Consider the following 24,567-nt stretch of genomic DNA (forward strand, 5'->3'; position numbering starts at 1 on the left):
TTAATGCCGATTCCGATATGAGGAGGAAAAGTATGACGATTTATCTGGTAAGACACGGTGCGGATGACGAAAGCTACCGCGGAGGTTGGAGTCAGCGAGGGCTGAATACGGAGGGCTACAGGCAATCCGAGAAGCTGGGGGAATATCTCAAAGCTCGCAACTCAAGTGCTTTTCGTATCGGTCGAATCGTAAGCAGCGACTTGCAGCGGGCGTTGGATACGGCAAGCGAGATCTCACGGTTTCTGGATGTGCCTGTCGAACGCGATGCGCAGTGGAGAGAAATGAATAACGGGATCATAGCGGGCATGCCCAACGAGATCGTGAACGAGCGTTTTCCCGGGCTTTATTTTTCCGGTTTGCGGATGGACGAACGATTTCCGGGCGGCGAGAGTCCGCAGGAATTTTACGATCGTATCGAAGCTTCTTTTACCGGGTTATGCGAAAAGCAATTGGCCCAAAAAAGCGATCGTAACATCCTGATCGTCACGCACGGGGGCGTTATCAACATCGTGTACCATCTTTTAAAAGGCGCAGCGTGGAGCAATCAAAGCAAGTCGTTTCCTTCCGCGCATACCAGTCTGCATCGTATCGAGCATGTGGACGGAAAATGGACGATCGCTCTGGAGAATGCCACGCAACCTATCTGATCTGTATTTAATCTATTTATTAACCTAACCTTTTAAGCGGTCAAGGTATTTGGAGGTCGTATCTGATGAAACTCGTAATTTTATTCGGTCCTCAAGCCGTGGGAAAAATGACGGTCGGACAACGGTTGGAAGCTATCACGGACCTGAAACTTTTTCATAACCATATGTCGATCGACTTCGTATCCAACTTTTTCGATTACGGCACGCCTGCGGGCAAGCGCCTGGTCGGCTTGATCCGCCAAGAAATTTTCGAAGAAGTATCCAAAAGCGATACGGCCGGACTTATTTTTACATACGTGTGGGCGTTCGATCTGCAAAGCGACTGGGAGGAGATCGAGCGGGTGTCGAACCTGTTCGAATCCAGAGGCGCGAGCGTGTATCTGGTCGAGTTGGAAGCGGATTTGGAGGAACGGAAAAAACGAAATGTGACCGAAAACCGTCTATCCCATAAACCGACCAAGCGGGATGTCGCAAGGTCGGAACAAGAGATGGTCAGAACGTATGAGAACCACCGGCTGAATTCGCGACCGGGAGAAATCGACAAACCCAATTATTTAAGGATCAATAACGTGGGGCTGGACGCGGAGCAGGTAGCGGCGAAGATCAAAAAAAAATTCGGGTTGTAGCGTAATTCGAAACAGAAGGGGGTTAGCGGCATTTATTACGACTCCGGCAAACAAAAAACCGTACCGTTTGTATAGAAAAGGGGAATTTTTTTGCAAAAAGGGATCATCGTATTTTTGAACGGGACTTCCAGTTCGGGAAAAAGCAGTATCGCCAAAAAGCTGCTCAAGCAAACCGCAATGAAGTTCCAGCATGTGTCCGTCGATGATTTTTTCCAAGGGTTTAACGATTTTGTCGATCATAAGTTTCCTAACCTTGAGCCTGCGAACGAAGTGGATCAAAACACCGTTGCACAGATCATTTTCGATCCGATCATCTCGATGTGTTATTCGACGATCAAATTGTTTTCGGAAATGGGAGTGAACGTCATCATGGACACGGTGGTCGATAACGAAAAATGGTTCAAAACGTGCCAAGAACTGTTTTCCGGTCATCCCACGTTGTTCGTCGGCGTCATCTGCTCGAAAGAAGAATTGGCGAGAAGAGAGCAGGCACGGGGAGACCGGGCAATCGGCTTGGCAAATGCGCAGTTTGATGGCGTGTATACATTCGAAAAATACGACGTCGAGGTGAACACCGAGGAGTTAAGTCCTGAAGCGTGTGCCGAAAAAATATTGAAGTTTATTCGATCCGGGGAGACATATTCGACGTTTGAACAATCCAGCAAAAAATCTCTTGGCGTGTGAGGGTATATTGGAACGAAAGGTTGGATTGAACATGGCGAACGTCATTGCGTTATCCGCATCTTGCAAACACCAAGTCGAACCCACCTATATGTCGAACGAACCTAACTTTTGCGTGAAATGATACGTTTATAATATGGAAGCCGATTCACTGGATGGCTTTTTGACGAAGCATAACGCATCGATTCATGTGGATTTGGTCTATTGGGTAACTAAGCCGGTCGGTTCGATTTTCGAAGTTCATTTTTGGAAACCGAATGAGAATTTCGATCACAATCGACTTTACATCAGAGCGGGAGCGCTGCCGAAGGACAAAGCTTTTGAAGTGAAAACCAACTTGGAAACAGAAATTTTACCGCGTTTTCGCCAGTGGTTGGATCGGCACGAACAGCTACCGGATCACTCCCCTTTGCTGAATAAAGTGCCTTACTTTAACGCTCGATATACGGGAAAAGATATAGTCATCGAAGAGCGGTATATCTAAGTTTGAGGAGAAGTGACGGAATGGGTACAAAATTCGCGAACCTTCATATCCAAACGCAAAACCGGCAGCTTGTGCTTGACGCTTTGCAGAAATTGAGCGATCAGGCAGGGCATGTGTTGGCCAAGCCGATCTTGCGTGACACGAACATTCTCGATCCGTATATCCAGCGAAAAGAGAAAGGAAGCCTCTCTAGGGAAAACGAGTCGCATGTGACTTATTATATGCATCAAAGCGGCGAATGGACCACCGTGCTCAATTCTTATTTCGAATGGGAAACGGTCTCGCGAGTCGGAGAATTATTGTCTATGTTCGTAGTTGAACCGGTAATGACTGTCGGCTTTTTCGACGAGGATATCTTCGAATGGACGATATTCCAAGACGGCGAGGTACGGTGCAGAAAATATTTTTGCGGAACTTGGGCTGAAGACGAGTATAAGCTTGAACCGGAAACAATGGATTTCGCTTTTCTGCAAGAAGTGGTGGGAATAAAAAAAGCCGGCATCGGCCAGTTGTTGGCAAGCGGAAGCCCCGAACAAGCCGTCAATCAACTTTCGAGTCTGATTGGCGTTCATGTGTGGATAGATTCGTCTTGGGTCGATCATGATCCGGAGCTAATTAAAAAATATGCCAAAGTGGATTTAGGAAAGGAGAAATTCTAAACGATGAAATTCCAATACGAGAACTTCTCCTGCGATGTAGAGACGTTTGAACGCGAGCAGGATATCATGATCCGATTCTACGACGCGGCGAAAGAACCCGATAAGAACCGGATATCCGATCTTGTGATCGTAGATCCGGGTTACGGCTACCTTTGTTTGAAATTTAAAGGCGATGCAGCGTTGCTGGGAGGTTATCTGAACGAAGCCTTTTTCAAGTCGGATGATGCGATGGAAGCGGTGGTAGCTTTTATCGAAAATCTGTATCCGCAAACGCAAAACGTCTATATGCCTTACCATATCGACCGGGTGAGAAAAACGGGTGATGTGGAGTACAACGGGGAATATTGAGCACATCAGATAAAAAAATCGAAAGGCAAGACATACCCTTCGAAAGGCAGGCGATCCGTCGATGTTTTACGTCAACGCGCGGGCTTTTATCGAGCGAGAAAATCACGGAGTAACCGAACTGGTCATTCAGACCCGGACCAAAACCGATCAAGAATCGCTGGAGCTTCCGGGCGGGCAATTAGAGCCGTTCGAATCAATCCTGGACGGGTTGAAAAGAGAAGTTTTCGAAGAAACGGGCTTGACGGTAACGGAAATTCAAGGCAGCGAGACGCGCGTCGACACCGTAGGAATCAATCCGGCATTCGAAGTCGAATGTCTGGCTCCGTACTGCGTGTATCAGACGATAAAAGGTCCGGTCGATTCAGTCGGTACGTATTTCATCGTGAAAACCGAAGGCGAATTGTTGAAACAAGGCGACGATACGGCAAATATTCGTTGGGTGTCAGTCGAAGAAATCGAGCGGCTTATGTCCGAAGAACCTCGGCAATTTTCGGACGTCGATCGGGCCGGGCTAATCTATTATCTGAAACATCGACATTTCGCAAGGAGGAACAGCGTATGAGAAATAATCACCCAAAGTTCAAACCGATCTATTTGCTCGCGATTCCTGTCGTTGCGGCGATCGCGATTTTCTTGTTCAATCCGAATTCCGATCCGGTAGCCTCGATTGTGAAAAGCCAAGTGAGCACCAAGCAGATCACCAATACCGAAATGGGAAGATCGGTTTATTCGCAGAAAAATGGAATCGCCTTTATTGAATTTGAGGATATTCCTTTGGATCAACAACAGATCAACAACATTATAGGTTGGATAAACGATGCTCCCGAATCCGCGATTACGCTGATGGACGACATTCCGTCGAACATCAGCGCCGGAATCGTGTTCACAGTCAAACCCAATAAAGAAGTTCGTATTCAATATGATCTGGATCAAGTCTATGTAACTCGAACGGACGTGAATCGGGATGGACTTCGGTATTCGATCGAGCAGGAAGAATTGAAGAACTTTTTCGACGAAAAGCTTCAAGGCTTTTATTTCGGAGCGGATACCGTACCGGACCATTTGAAATTTGAAGGAGTACATTATCGTTTGTAAGGTTTTTTTAAAAAAGGAATAGGAGGATAACTTGAACCATGGAATGCTTGGGTTGCAGAATCGCCAACGGATTGGAGCCGAATCTGAACATTGTATACGAAAATGAGTTGGTCACCTGTGTTCTGGATATCGATCCTTTTAATGAGGGACATACGCTGATCCTTCCCAAAAAGCACTGTCTTGACCTCGACGAGATGGATACCGAAGTCGCGCATGCCATTATGGATGCTTCTCGTATGCTGGTTCAAACATTGAAGACGATCTTCCAGCCTAACGGTATACGAGTGTGCCAAGACGGAGGGGATTTCAACGATCTGAACCATTATCATATGCATGTGATTCCCCGATATGCTGGCGATCATTTTGTTTGGGGAGAACCTGCTCAACCGAATGACGCTGCGCAGCGATTGGGCCAAACAAAGGAGAAAATCCTGCATTTATTACCGGATAGAACATAAACCAAACTCAGGAGGCTACATCATGACATTCCCTACGCATATCGTATCGGCAGGCGGGATCGTGGAAGATGGAAAAGGTAATATTTTATTGGTGAAAGCTCATGATGACGGATGGGTATATCCAGGCGGAATTACGGAGATCGGGGAAAACTTGATCGACGGCGTGATTCGCGAAATTCGGGAAGAAAGCGGAATAGAGGCGGTCGTGAGCTATATGGTGAACGTTGTCTCCAATACCGCTATACATAAATGGTACGATGGCGTAACGGATGTTCCGACCAAAGTGATGTTCGATTTCGTATGCAGAGCCGTAGGCGGAGAGCTGTCCACTTCGGAAGAGACGAGTGACTGCCGGTGGATACCCAAGGAAAAGGTGCTGAATTTCATCACGCTGCCAGCGATCCGTCTACGCTACGAAGCCTATTTGAAATTCGAAGGCGCCGTAAACTATCTTGAATATGCAACCGCCACCAATACCGAATGCGAAGTCAAGCTGCAAAGACAAGTGTAAGCTTCACCGGCTCCGCGTTTGAAAACCGTTTAAATATCGCTTTCTTCACCCTCGGGCAGAAAGAGGCTCGGCACGTTGTGAAGCTCGTTATAGCGTTCAAGCTCATCGATTTCATGTTGCATATGATCAAAGTCGAAGCGGTGCGAGCCCCACTGATTTTCAATGATTCCATCCGAATCCGGTTCGACAGTGAACTTTCCGTTGGCAAGGCCAAGTACGCCGTAATCGAAATCTTCTTTATCGAGTCGGGAACCTTTATTGGAGCTCAGGAATAACACGACTTCCTCACCGACCGTAAACATAGGGGTTGCTTTTTCGTCTACGAGCAAGATTTTGTCGTCAGTCTCGCCTCCTTCTGTCCGAACCTCTGCGATCTCGCCGGGGTTTCCTTTGTAAACGGTGAGGACCTGAACGAACGTATCGGTGGCCGGCAGTCCGGTAAAGTCGTTTTCCGTTTCTTGAGAAAGGACGATTCCGTGAATGATGGTATCCGAGTCCCGTACCAATTGGTTCTTTTCCATTTCGATCATAAACGAAGTTGCTTGAACGATCGCTTTTCCAGTATGTTCCGTCGTCATTTCGATTGAGTCGGGTTGAGAATCCGCGTGTCTCATGGTATCCTCTCCGCAAGCTACAAGAACGCCGAGCAGGACAATCAAGGCAAGCAAAAGCAACCTTTTGAATATCATCCGTTTCCCTCCTCCAACGTATGCTTATTCAATAAACGTCTCTTTTCAACGGAACGTTATTTTTTTATACCAAAGCCGAAAGGAAGATTCTCATGCTCTCTTTACAATATTTCACCCCGGACGACTTCGATTCACTCATCAGATGGAGCGGCGATGAGGCCTTTTTGCTGCAATGGTCCGGTCCTCAATTCAAATATCCGTTATCCGTCGATCAGTTGGAGTCTTATTTGCAAGGAGCCAATGATCGAGATTCCTCAGAGCGTCTCATTTACAAAGTCTTCGACGAATCGATCAACGAAACGGTAGGGCATCTCTGTCTGAGCCTGGATCGTGACAACCGTTCGGGACGAATCGGCAAAGTACTGCTGTTCGGCGCGAATCATCAAGGCAAGGGCTACGGCACGCAAATGATTCGGGAAGCACTGCGCATCGGATTCGACGAACACCATCTACACCGCATCAGCCTGGGCGTGTTTGACTTTAACCACTCCGCAATCCGCTGCTATGAAAAGTCAGGATTTGTTCAAGAGGGACTGATCCGGGATGCAAGAAGGTACAAAGACGTATTTTGGAATTTGATTGAAATGAGTATATTGGAAAAGGAATGGAAAAGCCTTGGACATAGATAAACGCACTGAAAGGATCCGAGGCGCAAGCGTGGAAATCCCGAATGAATATGGAAACGTTCTCGGCGAGCTATTGCGGCCTTTTCAAGTTGCCGAACATAACTGGTGGATCGGAGCCGAAGAATCATACCGAATCCTAAACGGTGAGCATGAGCTTATGTTTCCCGGATTGTAAAAAAACAATTGCACACCATATCCATAACCATGCCCGACATCGAAACTACAAAAATGTTCGCTACATTACCTACGAAAACGATTTTAGAACGAAGTTAACGGTCTTCTAATATCACCGTCCCTAAGGAGTTGTTCAGATGAAAAACATCTTCGATCTCCCGTCAACCGAAGAAATTCTAACCCGCATCGATCAACTGCAACCGAACGTTGAACCGTCATGGGGCAAGATGAATGTGGCTCAAATGCTGGCACATTGTTCGGCTTTTCAAGACATCGCCACAGGTGACAAGCGCAGTTCGAGAAGCTGGTTAGGCATCGTAGTCGGTCGCTTGGCCAAGCCTGTTTTTTACAACGATAAGCCGCTTCCGCGAGACATGTCCACCATCCCGATCCTCATCATCCCAGATCCGCAAGCTTTTGACGCCGAAAAAGAAATCCTGAAGCAAAAACTCCAAACCTTGCAACACGTCGGTCCCGATCAACAGCGCCTGTATCCTCACCCGTTTTTTGGAAAATTAAGTGCTGAAGAATGGGGCAAAGGAATCTACAAACATCTGGATCATCACTTGCGACAGTTCAACGTATAGCGTCATCCCAAAATCCAAAAGTTACACGTTTGTGTGAGGTATGGGCAATGAGCAAACGTCAATGGGTCATATCCTTTATGCGGCTGCACAAGCGTGTGTTCGTGTACGGATTTATCGGGCATGTACGACAGGGATCTGATCAGCCGACCAATATCGACTATCGCGGATTACCGTCCTTTAAGAATCGTGGCAGTGAAAAAGTAGGAGGTTGTATGTATGCCCTATGCTCGTCCGGTTTTACGCGTTGAACCTTACGGAGAGCGACCGGAGTGGTTGAACGCTTCGACTGACGTCAATGACTGTATCCCATTGTCGGCTCTGGCAAATGAACGCGAAGTTGAGCTGTTCCTATATACGCTTCTGGGTGCCAGTCAACTCGAACTCCGCCCGACACCGGATGAGATGCTGGGAGCTTTTATGGAGTTGGACGAAGAAGACGGAATTACGCTTAGCGGAGGCATTGCTTTTTACCAAGATGAAAACCGACGGATTATGCCCGGTTGCTGCGCCGGAGTCGAGCAGATTCCGGAGATCATCGAAGACGTCGCCAATCGGCAAAGCCCGTGGTTGGGGCATGATCCGTGGCCGACCATTGCGTACGAAGGGGATCAAGCCTACATCTGGCCGGACCATATCTCTGCTACGGAAAAGCCAATTGTCTATCCCTATGAGGAACTGCTGCAAAGCGTCTACCGCTGCGCGACCGAGCTTGAAGGCTTTATCGACGGACCGCTATATACGTGGTTAGTCGCTCGAACGCCTGATCTTGCCGGAGCGGTAAGCGAACGGTTGAAGAGGTTGTTGCTGCAAGTATAATAAGGAGGAATTGAACATGATCCCTGCAAAAATCACGTTGGTAACGGTCGCAGCTAACAGTGTTCCTACGTTGCGGGCATTTTATCGGAGCTTGGGTTGGCCGGAAACGGATGTCAGTTCGGATGAGTACGCCGTATTCAAGACCGCTGGCGTGCTGCTATCCATTTTTCCTATTGCGGAAGCCTTGCATGAAGCCGGTCTGGAGTCGGTAAGTCTTCCGTCTGAGCCTTCTGCCTTTAAAGGCGTCACGCTGTCGATCAACGTCGATTCGCCGGAACAGGTCGATGCGAATATACACCAAGTGCAGGTCAAAGGCGGCAAGGTTCTCAACGGACCGAGCGATGCTGCATGGGGCGGGCGAACCGGACATTTTATGGACCCGGAAAATAATCTATGGGAAGTAGCCTGGAACCCGACGGCAGTATTCAACGAGTATGGAGCGATGACGTCGTTTTGAGATAAAAGGATGATTTCGATTGGGGTGAAGAATATTAAGCTATTGTTCGTATGCAGTCGCAATAAATGGAGAAGCCTGACTGCGGAAAAGATTTTCGAGCCGTTGGCTGACTACGATGTGAGGTCGGCGGGTACGGAGACCGGGGCACGAATCAAAGTAACGGAAGGGCATATCGGCTGGGCCGATCGAATTTTTGTTATGGAAAAAAAGCATGTCCGGCGCTTGCGCGAAAAGTTTGGTGCGGAGCTACAAGGGAAATCTCTGGTCTGTCTCGACATCCCCGATGACTACGGCTATATGGATGAGGATCTGATTGAAATATTAAAGTCGCGGGTGTCCGAGCATCTTGTGCTTCCGGAGGATTTGTGATTGGACAAGCTCGGCGTTGACTGGATTTATACGTATCGCGGATACATACGAGCATAAGGAGGTCTGGCAGATGAGCAAGAAGATCGATTATAAGAAGGACTATAAGTTCCTTTATCTGCCTAAGGCAAACCCGGAAGTGCTGGAAGTGCCGGAGATTCCTTTTTTCACAATTGAAGGCACTGGCGATCCCAATGAAGACGGCTTTGCTCGGGCGACGGAAGCCTTGTACAGTCTGAGTTACGCGGTCAAAATGTCCTATAAAAGCGATGATATTCCGGAGGGGTACTACGAATATACGGTCTTTCCTTTAGAAGGAATTTGGGATTTGGTTGACTATACGAAGCCTTCCACCGATAAAAGCAACCTCAAGTACAAACTGATGATTCGCCAACCGGACTTTTTGACTGAGGACGGCTTTGAGCGATTTTTGACCCAAACGAAGAAGAAAAAGCCGAATCCGCTGTTGGACGAGGTGCGGTTTGAACAGGTGGAGGACGGAATGAGCTGTCAGATGATGCATATCGGCAGCTATGATGATGAACCGGCTAGTTTTGCGCGTATGGAGCAGTTTTGTACGGAGAAGGGTTGGAATCGCAAAAGTAAGCTGCATCGCGAGATTTACATCTCCGATCCACGCAAAACAGCACCGGAGAAACGTAAGACGGTATTGCGGTTCGGGGTGCAGAAGAACTGACGGTCTGGACAAAAAAGCCGAAAAACAAAGCATTTGCTCTGTCATCCGGCATCTGTGTTCCTGTTTTACTTGTCTTCTTCGCCCTGCTTAGCTTGGTCTTCCATAAACCACAGCGGGTCCATGTTGTCTTCTTCGCCGTTGTAGTTGATCAGGATCTCATCGCCGGCTTTGATGTCGGTGTAGGCGTAGAAATCAAACGTGTGCTTTTCAAAACTAATTTCGTAAGTTGCATTGGGCGTGTAGGAATGGTTGATCAGGCTTCCGTAACCGAGCAGGATCGCCGTATGGTTCGCTCCGTATTCAAACACGTAATCTTCCAAAATCGTTTTCTCGATATGTTCGTGTTCCTCGTTCTCGTAAGCGACGACCGGGGCTTCGTGGATCAGTTCGCCTTTTGCAATATCGCGGGTCGCGAATACGCCTCTTGTAAACTCGCCGCCGCTGAGCGCGGAATGCTTAACTTCGATCATGGGGTCACCTTCGCATTTCTTGGATTGGATGGGTATCGTCTCGCTTGGACATAACGATAATTGTAGCCTAATCCTGTTGGAACGGCAAGGCAGATCAATATGGAAAAAGAAAGAAGGGTTTATGATGATTTTATGGATCAACGGTGCATTTGGCTCCGGCAAAACAACAACGGCAGAAGAGTTGCAACGACGTATTCCAGGTTCGTTTTTGTATGATCCGGAGAACGTAGGCTATTTTATTCGGACCGTTTTCCCGGCGAATTTGCTTCGATCCGATTTTCAGGACCACAAGATATGGCGAGAGATCAATGTATCCCTGCTCGGCGATCTGGCGCGCGAATACCCAGGGACGATCATCGTTCCGATGACCCTCGTAAACCCTGATTATTTCGAAGAACTGGTAGGGCAGCTTCGCGCGCAAGGTATCGAGATCCGACATTTTACGCTGATGGCCGAACGGGAGACTTTATTGCAGCGTTTAAGTAAAAGAGGCGATGATGCCGACTCATGGTCTGCGCAGCAGATCGATCGATGCCAGGCCGCATTTTCGCAGGAGCGATTCGGCGAGCATATCGAGACCGATCATTTGACGACCGAAGAGGTCATTCAACGGATCATCGGTCGATGCGGGATTGCATGGCAAACTAAAGTCTTGAGTTAGGGAAGGAAGAAAAGAGATGACGAATCATGAAAAGGGCAAAGACAATCATCCAATCGAAGAAGGGATTCAGGATTATATCGTGTCGCATACTCGAAATGAACGCGTAGCGAAGATCGAGTATCGGCCTTCAAGGCAGCTCGACGATTACTTTTACGGAAAGGTGCTTGAAAATCGCCTTCCTTCGCGTCTCTCGTGGTTGATTCAAGAGTATGACGAATTGGTCCAGCATGTGGTCATGACGCTGCTGGATGAAGTGGAGGAAGAAATACATACTTACGATCTGCGTCTGGAGCGTTCAAATCAACGGATCTACAATATCATGCTGCTGGGCGACGATCTCTCCTTTTTCACCCAACCAGCTAGCCTCGGCGAATACCCGGATCACCTACCTGAAGATTTTCCGACAGATGCACCTTCGAATCCGCCAAGCGGGGAAGAATCGAAAGAATAAAGGACCGGGGAGATTTAAGCGAAGATGAATAGGAAAAAAATTCTCATCATCGGCATCGTCGCAAGCGGGAAAACGACTTTAGCTAGGCGATTGTCCGCGCAAAGCGGAGTTTGCTGGTATGAGTTGGACAATATCGTGCACCGACGTACGGAAGAAGGGGACGGCAAACGCACATCGGAAGAACAAATGGATCTGATTCGCCAAATTGACCGGAAAGGACCCTGGATCATGGAAGGCGTCCATCGGTCTTCCTATGCGGAGCTGTACGATTTGGCAGATACGGTGATTTTTCTCGATCCGCCGCTATGGAAACGGAAAATACGGATTGTCAGGCGCTTTGTGAAGCAGAAGCTGGGGCTGGAGAGCGCGCATTATACACCGGATCTGAAGATGCTTAAAGCAATGTTCCGGTGGACGAATGATTTCGAGCATAACCGTCCCCAGTTTGAAGCACAGCTCGCACGGTACGGAAATAAGGTGTTGAGGGTAAAGAGCAACCGCTTGTCTCACTGGAATCGAATCTAAATCCAGGCCAAAAAAGAGTGCGTTACGCCGATACAAAAGATGCTGACGTACTGAAGTTGATCGGAAAAAGCGGTTTGGAACACAGCGCTTCTTATCATACCGCTGACTTGCTGGATCACGATCGGTTTTTATCCGCAGGACTCCGGAATTTCGATCAAGCAGCAGACGCAGGAAGCCATGCAGGCTATTCGCAGTATCGACGGTATCGACCGTGACGAATTGATAAACAAAGCCCGATATGAAGATCCGATATATGTGGTCGTCCTATACAAATACAAAGACGAAATTTCGTTCGAAGACGGTTATCAAATGTACCGGCATCCGAATTCGATCAATAAGAACTATACGATCACTAGGCCCGCTCAGATTTTGTTCAACTTGAAGGGGTATCATAAAGCGATGTGGGTGTATATGAATCTGTTTGAACGATGAAGAGGGAAGTGATGCTTTTGCGGAAACTACCATTCTGTCGTTAGGTTCGTTGCGCGATATGAAAGGATTATTGGTGAAGCTGCCAGATACATCAACGGGTTATTCGATATCGGTTGAAGATTCGAACAAGCTTCGGGATCTGTTAGGGAAACCGGAGTGATGAATAAGAGGGAGACTCTTAACATCCGGGGTCTTCTTTTTATCGCCATTCAATCGTTAATCCAATAGAATAATTCCCTTAAAAGAGGTGCGAGGATGCGTAGACCGCTTATCTTTCTCCTGATCATCGCTGTTGTGTCTATATTTTTGCTGAGTATCTTTCACCAAGAGCCGCCCAAGACAGAAGCCCGTACTCTCCGATTGACTTGCATGAATCAGATTCCGAAATGGCCTTGCGAAGATTATGAATCAACAGATTCTAAAGTGATTTTTGCATTTGAGCAAGCGATTGCGGGTGGGGAGAAGCAACCGGGGAATGTCAGTTATATCGCGGAGTATCAATTGGACTTGATCGGTGAGCAGGAGACCAAGAGTTACGGGTTCGGTTTGGGACCGGATCGCACATGGAACGGTTCTTTTGTGAAATTTACGGACTCAAGCACCGCGTATTTGTTAGACAAAGAGGTAGCTAACGGACTCAGAGAAATTTTAGGAAAATAAGTGTAGATTGGGGCTGCAAAAATGGCGAATAGGAACGAGGCATACGAACAATGGGAGTTCCAAGCACTAACGCTGTCGGATGCGAAAAAGATCAATAACTGGTCCTACGAGCCTCCTTATGCCATGTACAGCTTCGACGGGGATGATGAAGACTTGCAGGACCTGATCGGCGAAAATTATCTAGGAGCTTACGATGCCGAAGGCGAGTTGGTCGGTTTTTTGTGCTCGGGAGAAGCGGCGCAGGTTCCGGGAGCCCGGCTTGCGGGACTTTACGAGGTACGGGGCTATCTCGATATTGGGCTTGGACTGCGTCCGGACCTGACAGGCAGGGGGATAGGCGAGGCTTTTTTGCGGAATGGGATGAATGTCTTATCGGAGCGATCGGGCGTGAACAGTTTCCGTCTCGCTGTCGCGTCGTTTAATAAAAGAGCCATCGAAGTGTATCGTCGCGCTGGTTTTCGGGAAGATCGTTCGTTTGTAAGCATGGTGGGGATCGAAAATGTTTCTTTTATCCAGATGCTCCGGGAGGACGGATGATGCGAAAAGGGATTTTGCTGTTTATTATGGCTGTCCTGGTACTTGTCGCTTGCAGCACTGATTCTACCGAGAAAACGTCTAGCGTACAACGGATCAAGCTAACCTGCAAAATGGCTCAAGGCGATCCACCTTGCGCAAGCCTGGAATCCGAAGATCCCAAGGTCGTCGCCATAGTCGAAAACGCAGTTGCGAACGCCGAAGAAATGCCGGGCATGCTGAATTATGCAGCGGAATCCATCTTACGGATCTCGACCGGAGAAGAGATGGATATTTACGATTTGAATCTGGGTTCGGATCGAGAGCAGCCTGCTTTGTTGGTCAAGTGGCCGGATACTTCGACAGGATACGAGATTGCCATAGAGGATGCGAATCGGTTAAGGGAGGTATTTGGGAGATAATGAATCGAATATTCGCTGCCAAAAGATGTTGGCGAAGATCGGTTTCGAAGAAAAAGGCCGCGAAGGTCAGGAATGGTACTGCGGGAAGAATGATCGTTTGATCCAATATTGTCGAGTGTAAGTCTTAACTGTATCAAGAAGCCGAACAGATATCTGTCGGCTTTTTTATTTTGAACATTTTTCATATATATTCATATTATAGTTGAAAATTAATGAATTAAATGATATCTTATTTGGAAAAAGGAGGCGGATATCATGAAAAGCTTACTTCAAAGTAATAAAAGTTTTGTCTTCGTTACGCTGATCCTCGTTTTACTAACCTCAACTGCTGCCACCATCGCACCGATTCTTGTACAGCTGATGCCCAATCAAACGAAAAGTATGGATTTGTCTACGTTCGGCGTCGTTTTTGCAGCAATGGTCCTTTCTTTTTTCTTACAATTTGGACTTCTGATCTATCGGGAGAACTTTGCGGCTGCCTTCAACACTCGACATCTTTCTTCGCTTTTACGTAAAATGCACGGCTTATCCTACGACGCGTATGCCAAAAGCGAACCGACTTATCTAATCAACCGGATTTTCGCCGCAGTCGATCATTTGTATTTGTTCATGGTCAACGGCGTTGAAGGATTGGCCCGCTCCCTATTGACCATCGTTATCGCATTGGTCTTGGCTTTTTCGGTGCACTGGTCGATTTTCCTGGGGCTTTTTGTGTTGCTTCCTATCAATGTTTGGGGGTTCCGCTTTATCAACCAGAAGCTCAAGAGTAAAATGGAAGTCATGCAGGAACAAGGAGCGACTTCGAACAAAGATCTGGTCGCTACCTTTTCAAATGCCGATCAAATCAAATCTCAACCTCATTATGAAACGTTGGAACAATTAGTTATACCGGGAATAGGACGTATGTATCGGACGCTGGCGGAAACCAACAAATTTGCTCAAGGCTCATCTTCGATCATCGACTTTATCAACCGCTTGTTTCAGAATCTGCTTTATCTCTCCGTGACGTATGCTATTGTTCGACAGTGGCTTCCCCTTTCGAGCATCGTCGTTATTGGATTGATCTTGCCTATATTTTTCAATGCACTCAGCGGATTAACTCAGGTTAATTTGAATCTCAAGACCTTGGAGAGCAGTTGGCAATTCGTGAAAAAGGAGCTGGATAGGCAAAAAGAAACAGACGGTTCGGTAGAGCTTGCTCCGATTACGACGATCCAGCTGCATCAACCTTCATTTGAACGGGATGGGAAAAGTCTACATTATCGGATCGAGGAAGAGTGGGGCCGTGGACAAGTCGTTTATGTTCAGGGACCATCGGGTTCGGGCAAATCTTCTTTGATCAAAGGGGTCTTGAGCTTCCATTCCGGCGAAGGCTTGAGTATCAATAATGTTCCTGCGGCGCAGATCCGTAAAGCTTCGCTTCGGGAAAAAATCGCTTATGTCCCTCAGCATGCACCGATTCTTTCCCGAAGCCTTGAGGAAAATATCGGCTGGGGAAATCGGCTGACCGAGCAGCAAAAAAACGGTTTGGAACGTACAAGGCTGCTAGCTCCCCTGTTCAAAAACAAAACGTGGGATACACAGCTCACCGAAAATGGAGCAAATTTGTCAGGCGGCGAGAAACAGCGGATCGCGATCGCACGGGTATTGCTTCGGGAGGCGGACGTGATTTTGTTGGACGAAAGCACAAGCAGCATCGATCCGGCTTCCGCCGACGATATTTTCCGCGATCTTATAGAAGCTGCCGCCGAGAAGATCATCATCTACACCTCGCATAACCGGGAAATGATCCGGCATGCGACGCATATCCTATCTATCGAAACGGAGAACTGACATGACTACATATTGGACGATCGAGGATTTGGCAAAAAAGCTTAGAGTCACCACCCGCACCATTCGCAATTATTTGAAATCCGGCGAATTGACAGGCCATAAAGTAGGCGGACAATGGCGCTTTACCCAAGACGATATCCGCCACCTGACCGGCTTCGAAAATCCGATCACCGCTTTTTCCGAACATTCGACCGATCCGGACGAGTTTCAGGAATCGATGCTGGTTCTTCATATCCCGCTCCCAGCCGAAGAATCGGAGTCGGAAAAGTTGCGCAATCGCCTGCTGGAGCAGTACAACGAAGTGTATTCCGGATCGAACCGGAAATTCTATTACGAGGTGCTGACCAGCGATCACGTGCGTGTCGTGCTGACAGGCTCGCGCAAATACGTGCTGAATTTCGGAAGCTGGATCGAGACGAATGCTTATCCGGTTGCGGAATAGGAACCCGAAGATAAGAAGGAGGGAGACACGATGAAGAAAGTCGCCGTAATCGGCTCGCCTGGCTCCGGAAAATCCGTCTTCTCCCGCAAACTCGGCGAATCACTGGGACTTCCGGTCATCCATTTGGACAGCTATTATTGGCAGGCCGGTTGGACACCCACAGCGACCAAGGACTGGGACGAATTTCTCAAGAAACAGGTCGGGGCAGATAAGTGGATTATTGACGGTAACTACATGCGGACGCTGGATATTCGACTTAAAGCGGCGGATACCATTGTATTCCTGGATCTACCAAGACCGCTGTGCATGTACCGGATCATCAAGCGATGCTTCATGTATCGAGCCAAAAGCCGACCGGATTTAAATGCAGACTGCGAAGAGAAGTTGGACGCAAAATTCATAAAATGGGTCTGGAACTACAAGAAAAAATCCCGTCCCAAAGTGCTCGAATCGATACGGTCACAAGGTCAAGGTAAAAGGACGGTAGTCTTAAGTTCCAGGAAAGAGGTCGAGGCTTTTTTGAAAGGACTGGGAAAGCATAAATCCCAAACTTGAGCAAAATCCGTTGTCACTGATCGAATCTTCATGGACTACAAAGGAAGCCCAATTTAAAGAACTTAACTCCCTCCCCCCACAGGAAGCGCTTAGCGAAGGGAGAAATTCAGTGAAAGATGCCTTTGAGCACGGAAAGCCGAAGGCTTTCTGCGCGAGACAGCATCTTGAACGAATTTCTCCCGCAGCGCCCCAACGCTTCCTCCCCTCCCTCATCCTTTTAACTTCTTCCGATACTCACTCGGCGCCACTCCCATAATCTTACGAAACAACCGCGAAAAATAATACGGATCTTTAAACCCCAGTTCATGGCAAATTTCCTTGATGCTCAACGTAGTCAAATCCAGTAGCTGACTCGCACGGCGAATCTTCAACCGTAAATAATAATCGATCGGCGAAAATCCCACTGAGCTTTTAAACAAATGATTGAGGTGCTGCCGGGAGATTTGCGTATACCGAGCGATCTCGTCCAACGTCAACGTTTCTTCCAGCTTCAAATTCATCAGATGGATCGCGGACTCGATATAGGATTTGGCGCGCTCCTCGTCTTCACGCTCGGGGACGATGCTCAGCAAACTCATTGCGTAAGCCGCTGTCTGCATCGCCAGAATCCGATGCGAAGCGGAATAAGCGCTAGCCGATAACAGATCGTAGCACTGGTGGAACAACGCGATAAATTTCTCCGAATCCTGCGCGCCGAGCGTAAGCGGACCAGCACCTCCTTTCAGAAGGGCGGAGTAGTTTTCGGCTCGCTCGCCTTTGAAATGAAGCCAGTAAATCGTCCATGGATGTTCGGTCTCCGTCCAGTAGGAATGCGGCGTGTCGGCAGGAATGACGATCAGTTGACGTTCGTTCAATCCGTGCGAGACTCCTCCTATAGACACTTTGCCCTGGCCTGTGGCGCAGTAAATCAAAATAAAAGTATCGCAGCCTTCGGGGCGTTCCCGATAATGATAACGCGCGCGAGGGAAAAAGCCGATATCCGTAACGTACAGCATCCGTCCTAACGGATGTGCGACGATCTGCTCCAGTTGATAGGTGGGAAGCACGATGATTTTTTCCGATTCAAAACCTTCGATTTTCTTCATGGACATAGACTGCTCCTTTCGAAGTACTCATTTCCAGTAGCTTGAGCAAGTTAAATGTAAGGTTGGTTAATCTACTAGGGCGTGTCTTCAAACCTCGATGGAAGCAGATTTTGCCGAATTTTCGTTCTCAACAAGGAACTTTTCCGAAGGCGTGCTGGGGCACGTCAAGGGAAAGTGACGTAGGAGAGGGCGAAAAGGCGGCAAAAGATGCACATTGGCAGGTTTGAAGACACACCCTAGTATAAAACGATAATAAGAAAATAGTCCATTATGTTCCGAATTTCGTGAATTGTGAGCGCTGCGTTGCTTCTGTATCTTTGAGCTATGAACTTTCATCTCATATATAGGAGTGAGGACGTTGACGCAGACCATCTCCAACACCAAAGTTTGGGAAGAAACGGTGCAGATCCCGACCTACGGCGTAGGCGAACCGAATAAAAATCCGATGTTTCTGGAAAAACGGGTTTACCAAGGCAGCTCGGGCCGGGTATATCCGTATCCCGTGATCGAAAAGATCGAAGACGAGAAAAAGCTTGCTCCGTATCGAATGGTGATTCTTGAAAACGATTACCTGCATATCGAGATCATGCCGGAACTTGGCGGACGGATTTACCGGGCGATTGACCGCACGAATAACTACGATTTCGTTTATTACAACCAGGTGATCAAGCCCGCGCTCGTCGGCCTGGCCGGACCGTGGATTTCCGGCGGAATCGAGTTCAACTGGCCGCAGCATCACCGTCCGAACACGTACGGGCCAGTTGAATACCTACTCAAAGAAAACGCAGACGGCAGCGCGACCGTATGGGTCAGCGAGATTGACCGTATGTACGGAACTAAGGTGACGGCAGGGTTTACGCTATATCGGGATAAGGCTTACCTGGAAATCTCGGCGCGGTTGTACAACCGCACCGAGGAGCCGCAGACCTTCCTCTGGTGGGCGAATCCCGCCGTTGCCGTCAACGATCATACCCAATCGGTATTCCCTCCGGACGTGACCGCGGTATTCGACCACGGCAAACGCGACGTGTCCCGCTTTCCGATCGCGACCGGCACATATTACAAAATGGATTATTCGGCCGGGGTCGATATTTCGCGTTATAAAAACATCCCCGTGCCGACTTCCTATATGGCGTACAAGTCCGATTACAACTTCGTCGGCGGATACGATCACGCGGTGCGCGCCGGACTGCTGCATGTGGCAAACCATCATGTTTCTCCGGGGAAAAAGCAGTGGACGTGGGGGAACGGGGAATTCGGACAGGCATGGGACCGTAATCTGACAGACGAGGACGGCCCGTATATCGAGCTGATGACCGGCGTGTTCACAGATAATCAGCCGGACTTCACCTGGCTTCAGCCTTATGAAGAAAAGACGTTCACCCAATACTTCATGCCGTACAAGGATATCGGCGTCGTGAAAAATGCTTCCACGGAAGCGGCGGTCAATCTCGAAGTGGACGAAAAGCGGGCAACGGCGAACATATACGCTTACGCTACCGCTCGTTATGAGAACGCGACGGTCGAACTGATTGGCCCGGAAGGATCGCTATTGTCCAGAAAACTTACGCTGACACCTTCGGATACGTTCTCCGCCGAAGTCGCATTGGACGCAGGCGTACACGAACATGAGCTTGAACTGACGGTCAAAGATGCCGAAGGTCATGTGCTGATCTCGTACAAGCCGCGGCCGACAAAGATCGAACAAGTGCCGGATGCCGCCAAGCCGCTGCCCGAACCTTCGGAGCTTCAGACGAACGAAGAACTGTATTTGGCCGGGCTTCATCTGGAGCAATACCGCCATGCGACTTTCGAGCCGGAAGCCTACTATTTGGAAGGACTCAAACGCGACGAGAACGACAGCCGAATCAATATTGCGTATGGCACCTTGCTGCTGCGCCGAGGCTTGTTCGCAGAGAGCGAGCAGCATTTCCGCAAAGCGGTCAAGCGGGTGACTTGGCGCAATCCGAATCCGCACGACGGCGAAGCGTACTACCAGCTCGGATTGAGTCTGAAGCTGCAAGGACGTCTGGACGAAGCGTACGGCGCTTTTTATAAAGCGGTATGGAGCGCGGCGTGGCAGGACGGCGGCTATTTTTCTTTGGCTCAGATCGCGTCGGAAAAAAGCAATGATGCCGAAGCGCTGGAGCTTGCCGAACGTTCGCTGATCCGCAATGCCAGAAACTACAAAGCCCGTCACATCAAAACGGCGATGCTGCGCAAATTGGGCAGACCGAGCCAGGCCGAACGTTTTGCCGAAGAAACGTTGAAACTGGACGTTGCCGACTTCGCCGCGTATAACGAGCTTGTTCTTGTACGGAAAGCGCAAGAAAAAAAAGAAGATTCCGCTCAGGCGTTGAATAGGCTTCAAGAGCTGCTGCGCGGAGAATCGAAAAATGCGCTGGAGCTTGCTTCGGATTATGCCGATGCCGGGTTGTACGAAGAAGCGATCGACGTGCTGCTTACATTCGAAAATTCCGGGAGCCCGCTTGTGCATTATGCGTTGGCTTATATGTACGGAAAGTGTGGGCAGGAGGAGTCATCGCGCCGTCGTGCGGCAGCCGGAGCGGCGGCGAGCGCCGACTATGTTTTCCCGAACACGCTGTTCGAGCTTCGGGTACTGGAATATATCGTTGCGCTGAATGCCGAAGATGCCAAAGCTTACTATTATCTGGGCAATCTGCTTTACGACAAGAAACGCCATCAGGAAGCGATCGGTTATTGGGAACGCTCGCGTGCGATCGACGACAGTTATTCGGTTGTGCATCGGAATTTGGCTTTGGGGTATTGCAACAAGCAGGGCGATGCGGATGCCGCGCGCGTATCGCTCGAAAAAGCGCTGGAATGCGATCCGGGCGACGCAAGAGTGCTATTCGAACTGGATCAGCTGTATAAAAAAATCGGCATCGGAGCGGAAAAGCGCCTTGCTTTTCTTGATCAACGCCGCAAATTAATCTCCGCGCGCGACGATCTGTACGTAGAATACGTCACGCTCCATAACCTTGTAGGCAAAAACGAAGAAGCGCTGAATCTGCTGACTTCGCGACATTTCCATCCGTGGGAAGGCGGGGAGGGCAAGACGACGGGGCAATACGTGCTGGCAAACGTGGAACTGGCGAAGCGGCATATCGACAACGGCGATTATGACCGTGCGGTCTTACATTTGGAACAGGCGCTCACATATCCGCACAATCTCGGAGAAGGCAAATTGGCCGGCGCGCAGGAAAATAATATCTACTATTATCTGGGCCTCGCCTATGAAGGACTGGGCAAGCCGGAAGAAGCCCGCAGCGCATTCCGTACGGCTTCGCATGGTTTGGAAGAACCGACCAGTGCGACGTATTACAACGACCAGCCGCCGGAAATGATTTTCTACCAGGGGCTGGCTTGGCTGAAGCAAGGCAATGAACACGAAGCCAAACGCCGATTCAACAAGCTCGTGGATTACGCGGAGAAGCATCTGTTCGACGAAGTGCAGATCGATTATTTCGCGGTGTCCCTTCCGGACTTTCTGGTCTTCGACGAAGATTTGAACAAAAAGAACGAGATCCACTGCCGCTTCATGAGAGGACTGGGACTGTTGGGACTCGGCAATCGCGATAAGGCAGCGGAAGAATTCGAACAGGCGCTGCATCTGGATTGCTCTCATCTCGGCACAAATATTCACCTGAGATTGAGTCAGTAAAAGTCGAAAGGGCACGACGTAAAATCCGGGACGGAAAAGTCCCGTATTTCTTTTGCAATGGAGTTTGTATTGGAGGCGAATCGAATAGAAGCCATAGGTAGATTTTTTGCAAGCAGGAGGTTCGCTAAGTTACGTTGAATCATAAGAAAGCGGATTTTCAGGATATTCGACCGAAAAGAGCCGTATAGATTATCCATTTACATACTTTGAAGGAGAGATCGTTTATGCCGTTAATTGACTTGCCGCTTGAACAACTGCAACAATATGAAGGAAGAAATCCCCGTCCCGCCGATTTCGACGAGTATTGGGAACGCTCCCTGAATGAAATGAAGGCGATCGATCCTCAAGTCGAACTGGTGCCTGCTTCGTTCCAAGTTCCTTATGCCGAATGCTTCGATCTTTATTTTACCGGAGTACGTGGCGCCCGCATCCATGCCAAATACGTGCGCCCGACGCATGTTCAGGGACCTATTCCTGCCGTTGTCAGTTTTCACGGATACACCGGGCGAAGTGCCGATTGGTCCGATTTGTTGGGTTATCCTTCGCTCGGCATTGCGATCCTTGCGATGGACTGCCGGGGTCAAGGCGGGTTATCCGAAGATACCGGAGGCGTGAAAGGCACGACGCATAACGGACATATTATTCGCGGCCTGGATTCGGGAGCGGACGATTTGCTGTTCCGGCATATCTTTTTGGATACGGCGCAGCTGGCGGGAATCGCGATGGGGCTACACGGGATCGATTCCGGCCGCGTCGGCGCGATCGGGGGTTCGCAGGGCGGCGGCTTGGCGATCGCTTGCGCGGCTTTGGAACCTCGGATCAAGCGCGTCGCGCCTGTTTATCCGTTTCTCAGCGATTATAAAAGGGTCTGGGAAATGGATCTGGCCAAAGACGCTTATGAGGAACTGCGCACGTATTTCCGGCGGTTCGATCCTCAGCACGAGCGCGAAGAAGAGATTTTCGAGCGTCTCGGCTATATCGATATTCAGCATCTGGCATCGCGTATCGAAGCCGAAGTGCTGATGGCGGTTGGACTCATGGATACGATCTGCCCGCCTTCGACGCAGTTTGCGGCTTACAACAAAATCAAAGCTCCCAAGTCGCTGGAACTCTATCCCGACTTCGGGCATGAGCATCTTCCTTTTTTCCAGGACAAAACGATGCAATTTATGCTTGGTTTGCAGGAGGAATCCACCATGTCATCCCACCAACACATCTACCAAAACCAAACCGAAGCTTACGAATTCATGATTGATCGGCAACCGAGTATGCTGCCTTTGATCCACGAGATTCGTCCGGTAAAAGGTCTGGACGTGCTCGATCTCGGCGCAGGCTCGGGTCGGATCAGCGGCGTAATTGCCAAGGAAGCGAAGTCGGTCATCTGCACGGATGCGTCTTCTGAAATGCTGGAGCTACTGGATCGCAAACTCACGGAGCAAAACATACCCCGCAATTAGAAAACGGTCGTAGCCGATCATCGCAGCCTTCCTATTTCCGACCGATCCGTCGATCTCGTCGTGTCCGGCTGGAGCATCTGCTATCTGGCCGATTCGGACGACGAAGGTTGGGCGGAAAATTTACAGCAGATTATGTCGGAGATCCGGCGCGTGCTGCGACCGGGTGGGACCGTCATTTTGTTCGAAACGATGGGAACGGGCACCGAAACGCCGAACCCGCCCGCTTTTTTGACTTCCTACTATGCCGCTTTGGAAAAAGAATACGGCTTCGAGCATCGATGGACGCGTCTGGACTATGACTTCGACGACGTGGAACAAGCCCAGGCTTGTACCGGATTTTTCTTCGGTGAAGAGTTGACCCGTAACATCGAACAGCAGCAATGGGCGACCGTACCGGAATGCGCAGGCATTTGGTGGAAAACAAATCTAACTTAATCCAAGGAAGTGATCGAGATGTCTCTTATTGCCGAATTCAAAAAAATGCCGATTGCCAAATTTGAAGAATGGTCTCTTGCCGTCGCCATTGAAGGCATGACCGAAGACACGAATGCTTTTTTGCAAGCCCATGCGAAGCCGTTAACCGAATATGACGGATCGGGTTATGTCTACTCCACTTTGCTGGAGTATTTGGCCGAGAAGGGGATCGATCTGGAAGAGTCGGAGTATGCTTTGTTGGCTTCGGAGATGACCGATAAATATTACGACTTGTGTACCGTATTGACGAACGAACATAAGTCGGCTTATCTCGGCAGACTGAATCTCACTGACTTCGATGAAGATGAGCTAAGGGATTACTATAACGAGTTAAACGATACCGAAGAAAAGCAAGCGGGTTCGTTCATGCTGGAAGCGATTCGCGTGTTGCAATTCAATTTGCGGGAAGCAGACGAGACTACGGTTGTGCTGCTGACGCTGTCGTGAGTGGTGGAACTGACGCTGGCATTGCCCAAAGACATGTCGGTGATTTGCGAGCTGGCCAATTCAATCGGATAAAAAAAGGAGCGAATAATCCCTTATGTACGAATTCCACGGCTGGGCCTCGCTGCGTTATCACACGCACGACACGAATGAGCAGTTGCAAGAACAAGGCGTACAGGAATTTCTCGCTTACCTGGAGCAAGTCGATACAAGCAATCTGTGCCACGTTCACCGTTATAACGGACAAGACTCGTTTTTGATTTCCGGTATGCACAATCATATTGCGACGTACGTCACGGGAATTTTCGACTGGATCGCCTCGCGCCTCCCCGGTTCGTACGGTCTGCTGTATATTCAAGACGATGAAGACTCCGGCGGGAGCTGGGATCACGAGAATGAATTTATCGTTTGGAGACTTGCCCGCGGAGCCGTAACCCGTGAGAAAGATCCTTTTTTGTCTCCGTATATCCCGACCGTCGAAGACCCTTACGACCCGAGTACGGTTGACCACGCTAAAAGTCGCGAAGACTGATCTCC

General features: G+C 49.1%; 34 protein-coding genes and 2 pseudogenes. 33 read left to right on the forward strand and 3 right to left on the reverse strand.

The annotated features are described in order from the left end of the window. The first annotated feature begins 32 nt into the window (after window positions 1-32). The 9 genes from WKI47_RS02175 (at window position 33) to WKI47_RS02215 (ending at window position 5,509) form a co-directional block, all read left to right on the forward strand. Window positions 33-647, forward strand: a complete 615-nt coding sequence (locus WKI47_RS02175) for a histidine phosphatase family protein (RefSeq protein WP_340225550.1) — start codon at window positions 33-35, stop codon at window positions 645-647. A gap of 65 nt (window positions 648-712) precedes the next feature. After that, the gene (locus WKI47_RS02180) at window positions 713-1,273 is read left to right on the forward strand and encodes an AAA family ATPase (protein WP_340225551.1); all 561 of its coding nucleotides are present in this window, start codon (window positions 713-715) and stop codon (window positions 1,271-1,273) included. Window positions 1,274-1,363: 90 nt separating this feature from the next. Next, window positions 1,364-1,957, forward strand: a complete 594-nt coding sequence (locus WKI47_RS02185; protein WP_340225552.1) for a chloramphenicol phosphotransferase CPT family protein — start codon at window positions 1,364-1,366, stop codon at window positions 1,955-1,957. A 501-nt stretch (window positions 1,958-2,458) separates the two neighbouring features. Then, entirely contained in the window at window positions 2,459-3,097 is a 639-nt protein-coding gene (locus WKI47_RS02190; RefSeq protein ID WP_340225553.1) for a hypothetical protein, read from the forward strand. Between the two features lie 3 nt (window positions 3,098-3,100). After that, on the forward strand, window positions 3,101-3,445 hold the full coding sequence (locus WKI47_RS02195) for a hypothetical protein (RefSeq protein WP_340225554.1): 345 nt from the start codon (window positions 3,101-3,103) through the stop codon (window positions 3,443-3,445). Between the two features lie 61 nt (window positions 3,446-3,506). After that, window positions 3,507-4,007, forward strand: coding sequence for an NUDIX hydrolase (locus tag WKI47_RS02200; RefSeq protein ID WP_340225555.1), 501 nt, complete (start codon window positions 3,507-3,509; stop codon window positions 4,005-4,007). After that, window positions 4,004-4,540 (forward strand): hypothetical protein, encoded by a 537-nt coding sequence (locus WKI47_RS02205; RefSeq protein ID WP_340225556.1) that lies wholly within the window; start codon window positions 4,004-4,006, stop codon window positions 4,538-4,540. Before WKI47_RS02200 ends, WKI47_RS02205 begins: the two co-directional genes overlap by 4 nt. A 38-nt stretch (window positions 4,541-4,578) precedes the next feature. Next, window positions 4,579-4,998 carry an HIT family protein gene (locus WKI47_RS02210; protein ID WP_340225557.1) on the forward strand — a complete coding sequence of 140 codons (420 nt, stop codon included), beginning with the start codon at window positions 4,579-4,581 and terminating at the stop codon, window positions 4,996-4,998. Window positions 4,999-5,020: 22 nt separating this feature from the next. Then, on the forward strand, window positions 5,021-5,509 hold the full coding sequence (locus tag WKI47_RS02215; protein ID WP_340225558.1) for an NUDIX hydrolase: 489 nt from the start codon (window positions 5,021-5,023) through the stop codon (window positions 5,507-5,509). Between the two features lie 29 nt (window positions 5,510-5,538). Here the strand turns inward: WKI47_RS02215 and WKI47_RS02220 are convergent, their stop codons facing one another. After that, complete coding sequence (locus tag WKI47_RS02220) at window positions 5,539-6,198, reverse strand: hypothetical protein (RefSeq protein ID WP_340225559.1); 660 nt, start codon at window positions 6,196-6,198, stop codon at window positions 5,539-5,541. A 92-nt stretch (window positions 6,199-6,290) separates the two neighbouring features. Here WKI47_RS02220 and WKI47_RS02225 point away from each other — a divergent pair, with 92 nt between their 5' ends. The 8 genes from WKI47_RS02225 to WKI47_RS02260 all read left to right on the forward strand — a co-directional run bounded on the left by WKI47_RS02225 (window position 6,291) and on the right by WKI47_RS02260 (window position 9,921). After that, a complete protein-coding gene (locus WKI47_RS02225) occupies window positions 6,291-6,827 on the forward strand; it encodes a GNAT family protein (protein ID WP_340225560.1) in 537 nt (178 codons plus the stop codon). A gap of 28 nt (window positions 6,828-6,855) precedes the next feature. Then, window positions 6,856-6,999 (forward strand): DUF2691 family protein, encoded by a 144-nt coding sequence (locus WKI47_RS02230; RefSeq protein WP_340225561.1) that lies wholly within the window; start codon window positions 6,856-6,858, stop codon window positions 6,997-6,999. Further along, window positions 6,974-7,108 (forward strand): DUF2691 family protein, encoded by a 135-nt coding sequence (locus WKI47_RS02235; protein WP_340225627.1) that lies wholly within the window; start codon window positions 6,974-6,976, stop codon window positions 7,106-7,108. Before WKI47_RS02230 ends, WKI47_RS02235 begins: the two co-directional genes overlap by 26 nt. 27 nt (window positions 7,109-7,135) lie before the next feature. Continuing rightward, window positions 7,136-7,585 carry a DUF1569 domain-containing protein gene (locus WKI47_RS02240; protein ID WP_340225562.1) on the forward strand — a complete coding sequence of 150 codons (450 nt, stop codon included), beginning with the start codon at window positions 7,136-7,138 and terminating at the stop codon, window positions 7,583-7,585. A gap of 216 nt (window positions 7,586-7,801) precedes the next feature. Beyond that, the gene (locus WKI47_RS02245) at window positions 7,802-8,401 is read left to right on the forward strand and encodes a hypothetical protein (RefSeq protein WP_340225563.1); all 600 of its coding nucleotides are present in this window, start codon (window positions 7,802-7,804) and stop codon (window positions 8,399-8,401) included. A gap of 16 nt (window positions 8,402-8,417) precedes the next feature. Continuing rightward, window positions 8,418-8,858, forward strand: coding sequence for a VOC family protein (locus WKI47_RS02250; RefSeq protein WP_340225564.1), 441 nt, complete (start codon window positions 8,418-8,420; stop codon window positions 8,856-8,858). Between the two features lie 33 nt (window positions 8,859-8,891). Next, window positions 8,892-9,227 carry a protein tyrosine phosphatase gene (locus WKI47_RS02255; protein WP_340225628.1) on the forward strand — a complete coding sequence of 112 codons (336 nt, stop codon included), beginning with the start codon at window positions 8,892-8,894 and terminating at the stop codon, window positions 9,225-9,227. A gap of 70 nt (window positions 9,228-9,297) precedes the next feature. Next, entirely contained in the window at window positions 9,298-9,921 is a 624-nt protein-coding gene (locus WKI47_RS02260) for a GyrI-like domain-containing protein (protein ID WP_340225565.1), read from the forward strand. 65 nt (window positions 9,922-9,986) lie between these two features. On the opposite strand, the gene WKI47_RS02265 is transcribed toward WKI47_RS02260, so the two are convergent. Then, entirely contained in the window at window positions 9,987-10,391 is a 405-nt protein-coding gene (locus WKI47_RS02265; RefSeq protein ID WP_340225566.1) for an SET domain-containing protein, read from the reverse strand. 121 nt (window positions 10,392-10,512) lie between these two features. Between WKI47_RS02265 and WKI47_RS02270 the strand changes: the two genes are divergently transcribed. The 10 genes from WKI47_RS02270 (at window position 10,513) to WKI47_RS02315 (ending at window position 16,885) form a co-directional block, all read left to right on the forward strand. Continuing rightward, window positions 10,513-11,052 carry an AAA family ATPase gene (locus tag WKI47_RS02270; protein ID WP_340225567.1) on the forward strand — a complete coding sequence of 180 codons (540 nt, stop codon included), beginning with the start codon at window positions 10,513-10,515 and terminating at the stop codon, window positions 11,050-11,052. Window positions 11,053-11,068: 16 nt separating this feature from the next. After that, window positions 11,069-11,503 carry a hypothetical protein gene (locus WKI47_RS02275; RefSeq protein ID WP_340225568.1) on the forward strand — a complete coding sequence of 145 codons (435 nt, stop codon included), beginning with the start codon at window positions 11,069-11,071 and terminating at the stop codon, window positions 11,501-11,503. 24 nt (window positions 11,504-11,527) lie between these two features. Further along, window positions 11,528-12,028, forward strand: a complete 501-nt coding sequence (locus tag WKI47_RS02280; RefSeq protein ID WP_340225569.1) for an AAA family ATPase — start codon at window positions 11,528-11,530, stop codon at window positions 12,026-12,028. A 177-nt stretch (window positions 12,029-12,205) separates the two neighbouring features. Next, a complete protein-coding gene (locus WKI47_RS02285; RefSeq protein ID WP_340225570.1) occupies window positions 12,206-12,460 on the forward strand; it encodes a hypothetical protein in 255 nt (84 codons plus the stop codon). 255 nt (window positions 12,461-12,715) lie between these two features. After that, window positions 12,716-13,120, forward strand: coding sequence for a hypothetical protein (locus tag WKI47_RS02290; protein ID WP_340225571.1), 405 nt, complete (start codon window positions 12,716-12,718; stop codon window positions 13,118-13,120). A 21-nt stretch (window positions 13,121-13,141) separates the two neighbouring features. Beyond that, on the forward strand, window positions 13,142-13,657 hold the full coding sequence (locus WKI47_RS02295; RefSeq protein WP_340225572.1) for a GNAT family N-acetyltransferase: 516 nt from the start codon (window positions 13,142-13,144) through the stop codon (window positions 13,655-13,657). Next, window positions 13,657-14,055: a hypothetical protein gene (locus WKI47_RS02300; protein ID WP_340225573.1), complete on the forward strand. Its 399-nt coding sequence runs from the start codon at window positions 13,657-13,659 to the stop codon at window positions 14,053-14,055. Before WKI47_RS02295 ends, WKI47_RS02300 begins: the two co-directional genes overlap by 1 nt. A 255-nt stretch (window positions 14,056-14,310) precedes the next feature. Continuing rightward, the gene (locus WKI47_RS02305; protein ID WP_340225574.1) at window positions 14,311-15,888 is read left to right on the forward strand and encodes an ABC transporter ATP-binding protein; all 1,578 of its coding nucleotides are present in this window, start codon (window positions 14,311-14,313) and stop codon (window positions 15,886-15,888) included. A gap of 1 nt (window position 15,889) precedes the next feature. Then, the gene (locus WKI47_RS02310) at window positions 15,890-16,330 is read left to right on the forward strand and encodes a helix-turn-helix domain-containing protein (protein WP_340225575.1); all 441 of its coding nucleotides are present in this window, start codon (window positions 15,890-15,892) and stop codon (window positions 16,328-16,330) included. 30 nt (window positions 16,331-16,360) lie between these two features. Beyond that, on the forward strand, window positions 16,361-16,885 hold the full coding sequence (locus tag WKI47_RS02315; RefSeq protein WP_340225576.1) for a DNA topology modulation protein: 525 nt from the start codon (window positions 16,361-16,363) through the stop codon (window positions 16,883-16,885). A gap of 209 nt (window positions 16,886-17,094) precedes the next feature. Here the strand turns inward: WKI47_RS02315 and WKI47_RS02320 are convergent, their stop codons facing one another. Next, window positions 17,095-17,970: an AraC family transcriptional regulator gene (locus WKI47_RS02320; RefSeq protein ID WP_340225577.1), complete on the reverse strand. Its 876-nt coding sequence runs from the start codon at window positions 17,968-17,970 to the stop codon at window positions 17,095-17,097. Window positions 17,971-18,328: 358 nt separating this feature from the next. On the opposite strand from WKI47_RS02320, the gene WKI47_RS02325 reads away from it, so the two are divergent. The 6 genes and pseudogenes from WKI47_RS02325 (at window position 18,329) to WKI47_RS02350 (ending at window position 24,562) form a co-directional block, all read left to right on the forward strand. Further along, window positions 18,329-21,655: a DUF5107 domain-containing protein gene (locus WKI47_RS02325; protein WP_340225578.1), complete on the forward strand. Its 3,327-nt coding sequence runs from the start codon at window positions 18,329-18,331 to the stop codon at window positions 21,653-21,655. Between the two features lie 224 nt (window positions 21,656-21,879). Further along, window positions 21,880-22,827, forward strand: a pseudogene (locus tag WKI47_RS02330) (acetylxylan esterase); the annotation flags it as partial. A gap of 96 nt (window positions 22,828-22,923) precedes the next feature. Further along, window positions 22,924-23,112 carry a class I SAM-dependent methyltransferase gene (locus WKI47_RS02335; protein WP_340225629.1) on the forward strand — a complete coding sequence of 63 codons (189 nt, stop codon included), beginning with the start codon at window positions 22,924-22,926 and terminating at the stop codon, window positions 23,110-23,112. A gap of 15 nt (window positions 23,113-23,127) precedes the next feature. Continuing rightward, a pseudogene (locus tag WKI47_RS02340) lies at window positions 23,128-23,547 on the forward strand (class I SAM-dependent methyltransferase); the annotation flags it as partial. 18 nt (window positions 23,548-23,565) lie between these two features. Next, window positions 23,566-24,033, forward strand: coding sequence for a hypothetical protein (locus WKI47_RS02345; protein WP_340225579.1), 468 nt, complete (start codon window positions 23,566-23,568; stop codon window positions 24,031-24,033). 94 nt (window positions 24,034-24,127) lie between these two features. Next, window positions 24,128-24,562, forward strand: coding sequence for an Imm7 family immunity protein (locus tag WKI47_RS02350; protein ID WP_340225580.1), 435 nt, complete (start codon window positions 24,128-24,130; stop codon window positions 24,560-24,562). Window positions 24,563-24,567: the final 5 nt, after the last annotated feature.

Origin of the sequence: Saccharibacillus sacchari (assembly GCF_037722395.1) — a bacterium.
GTDB lineage: Bacteria > Bacillota > Bacilli > Paenibacillales > Paenibacillaceae > Saccharibacillus > Saccharibacillus sacchari_A.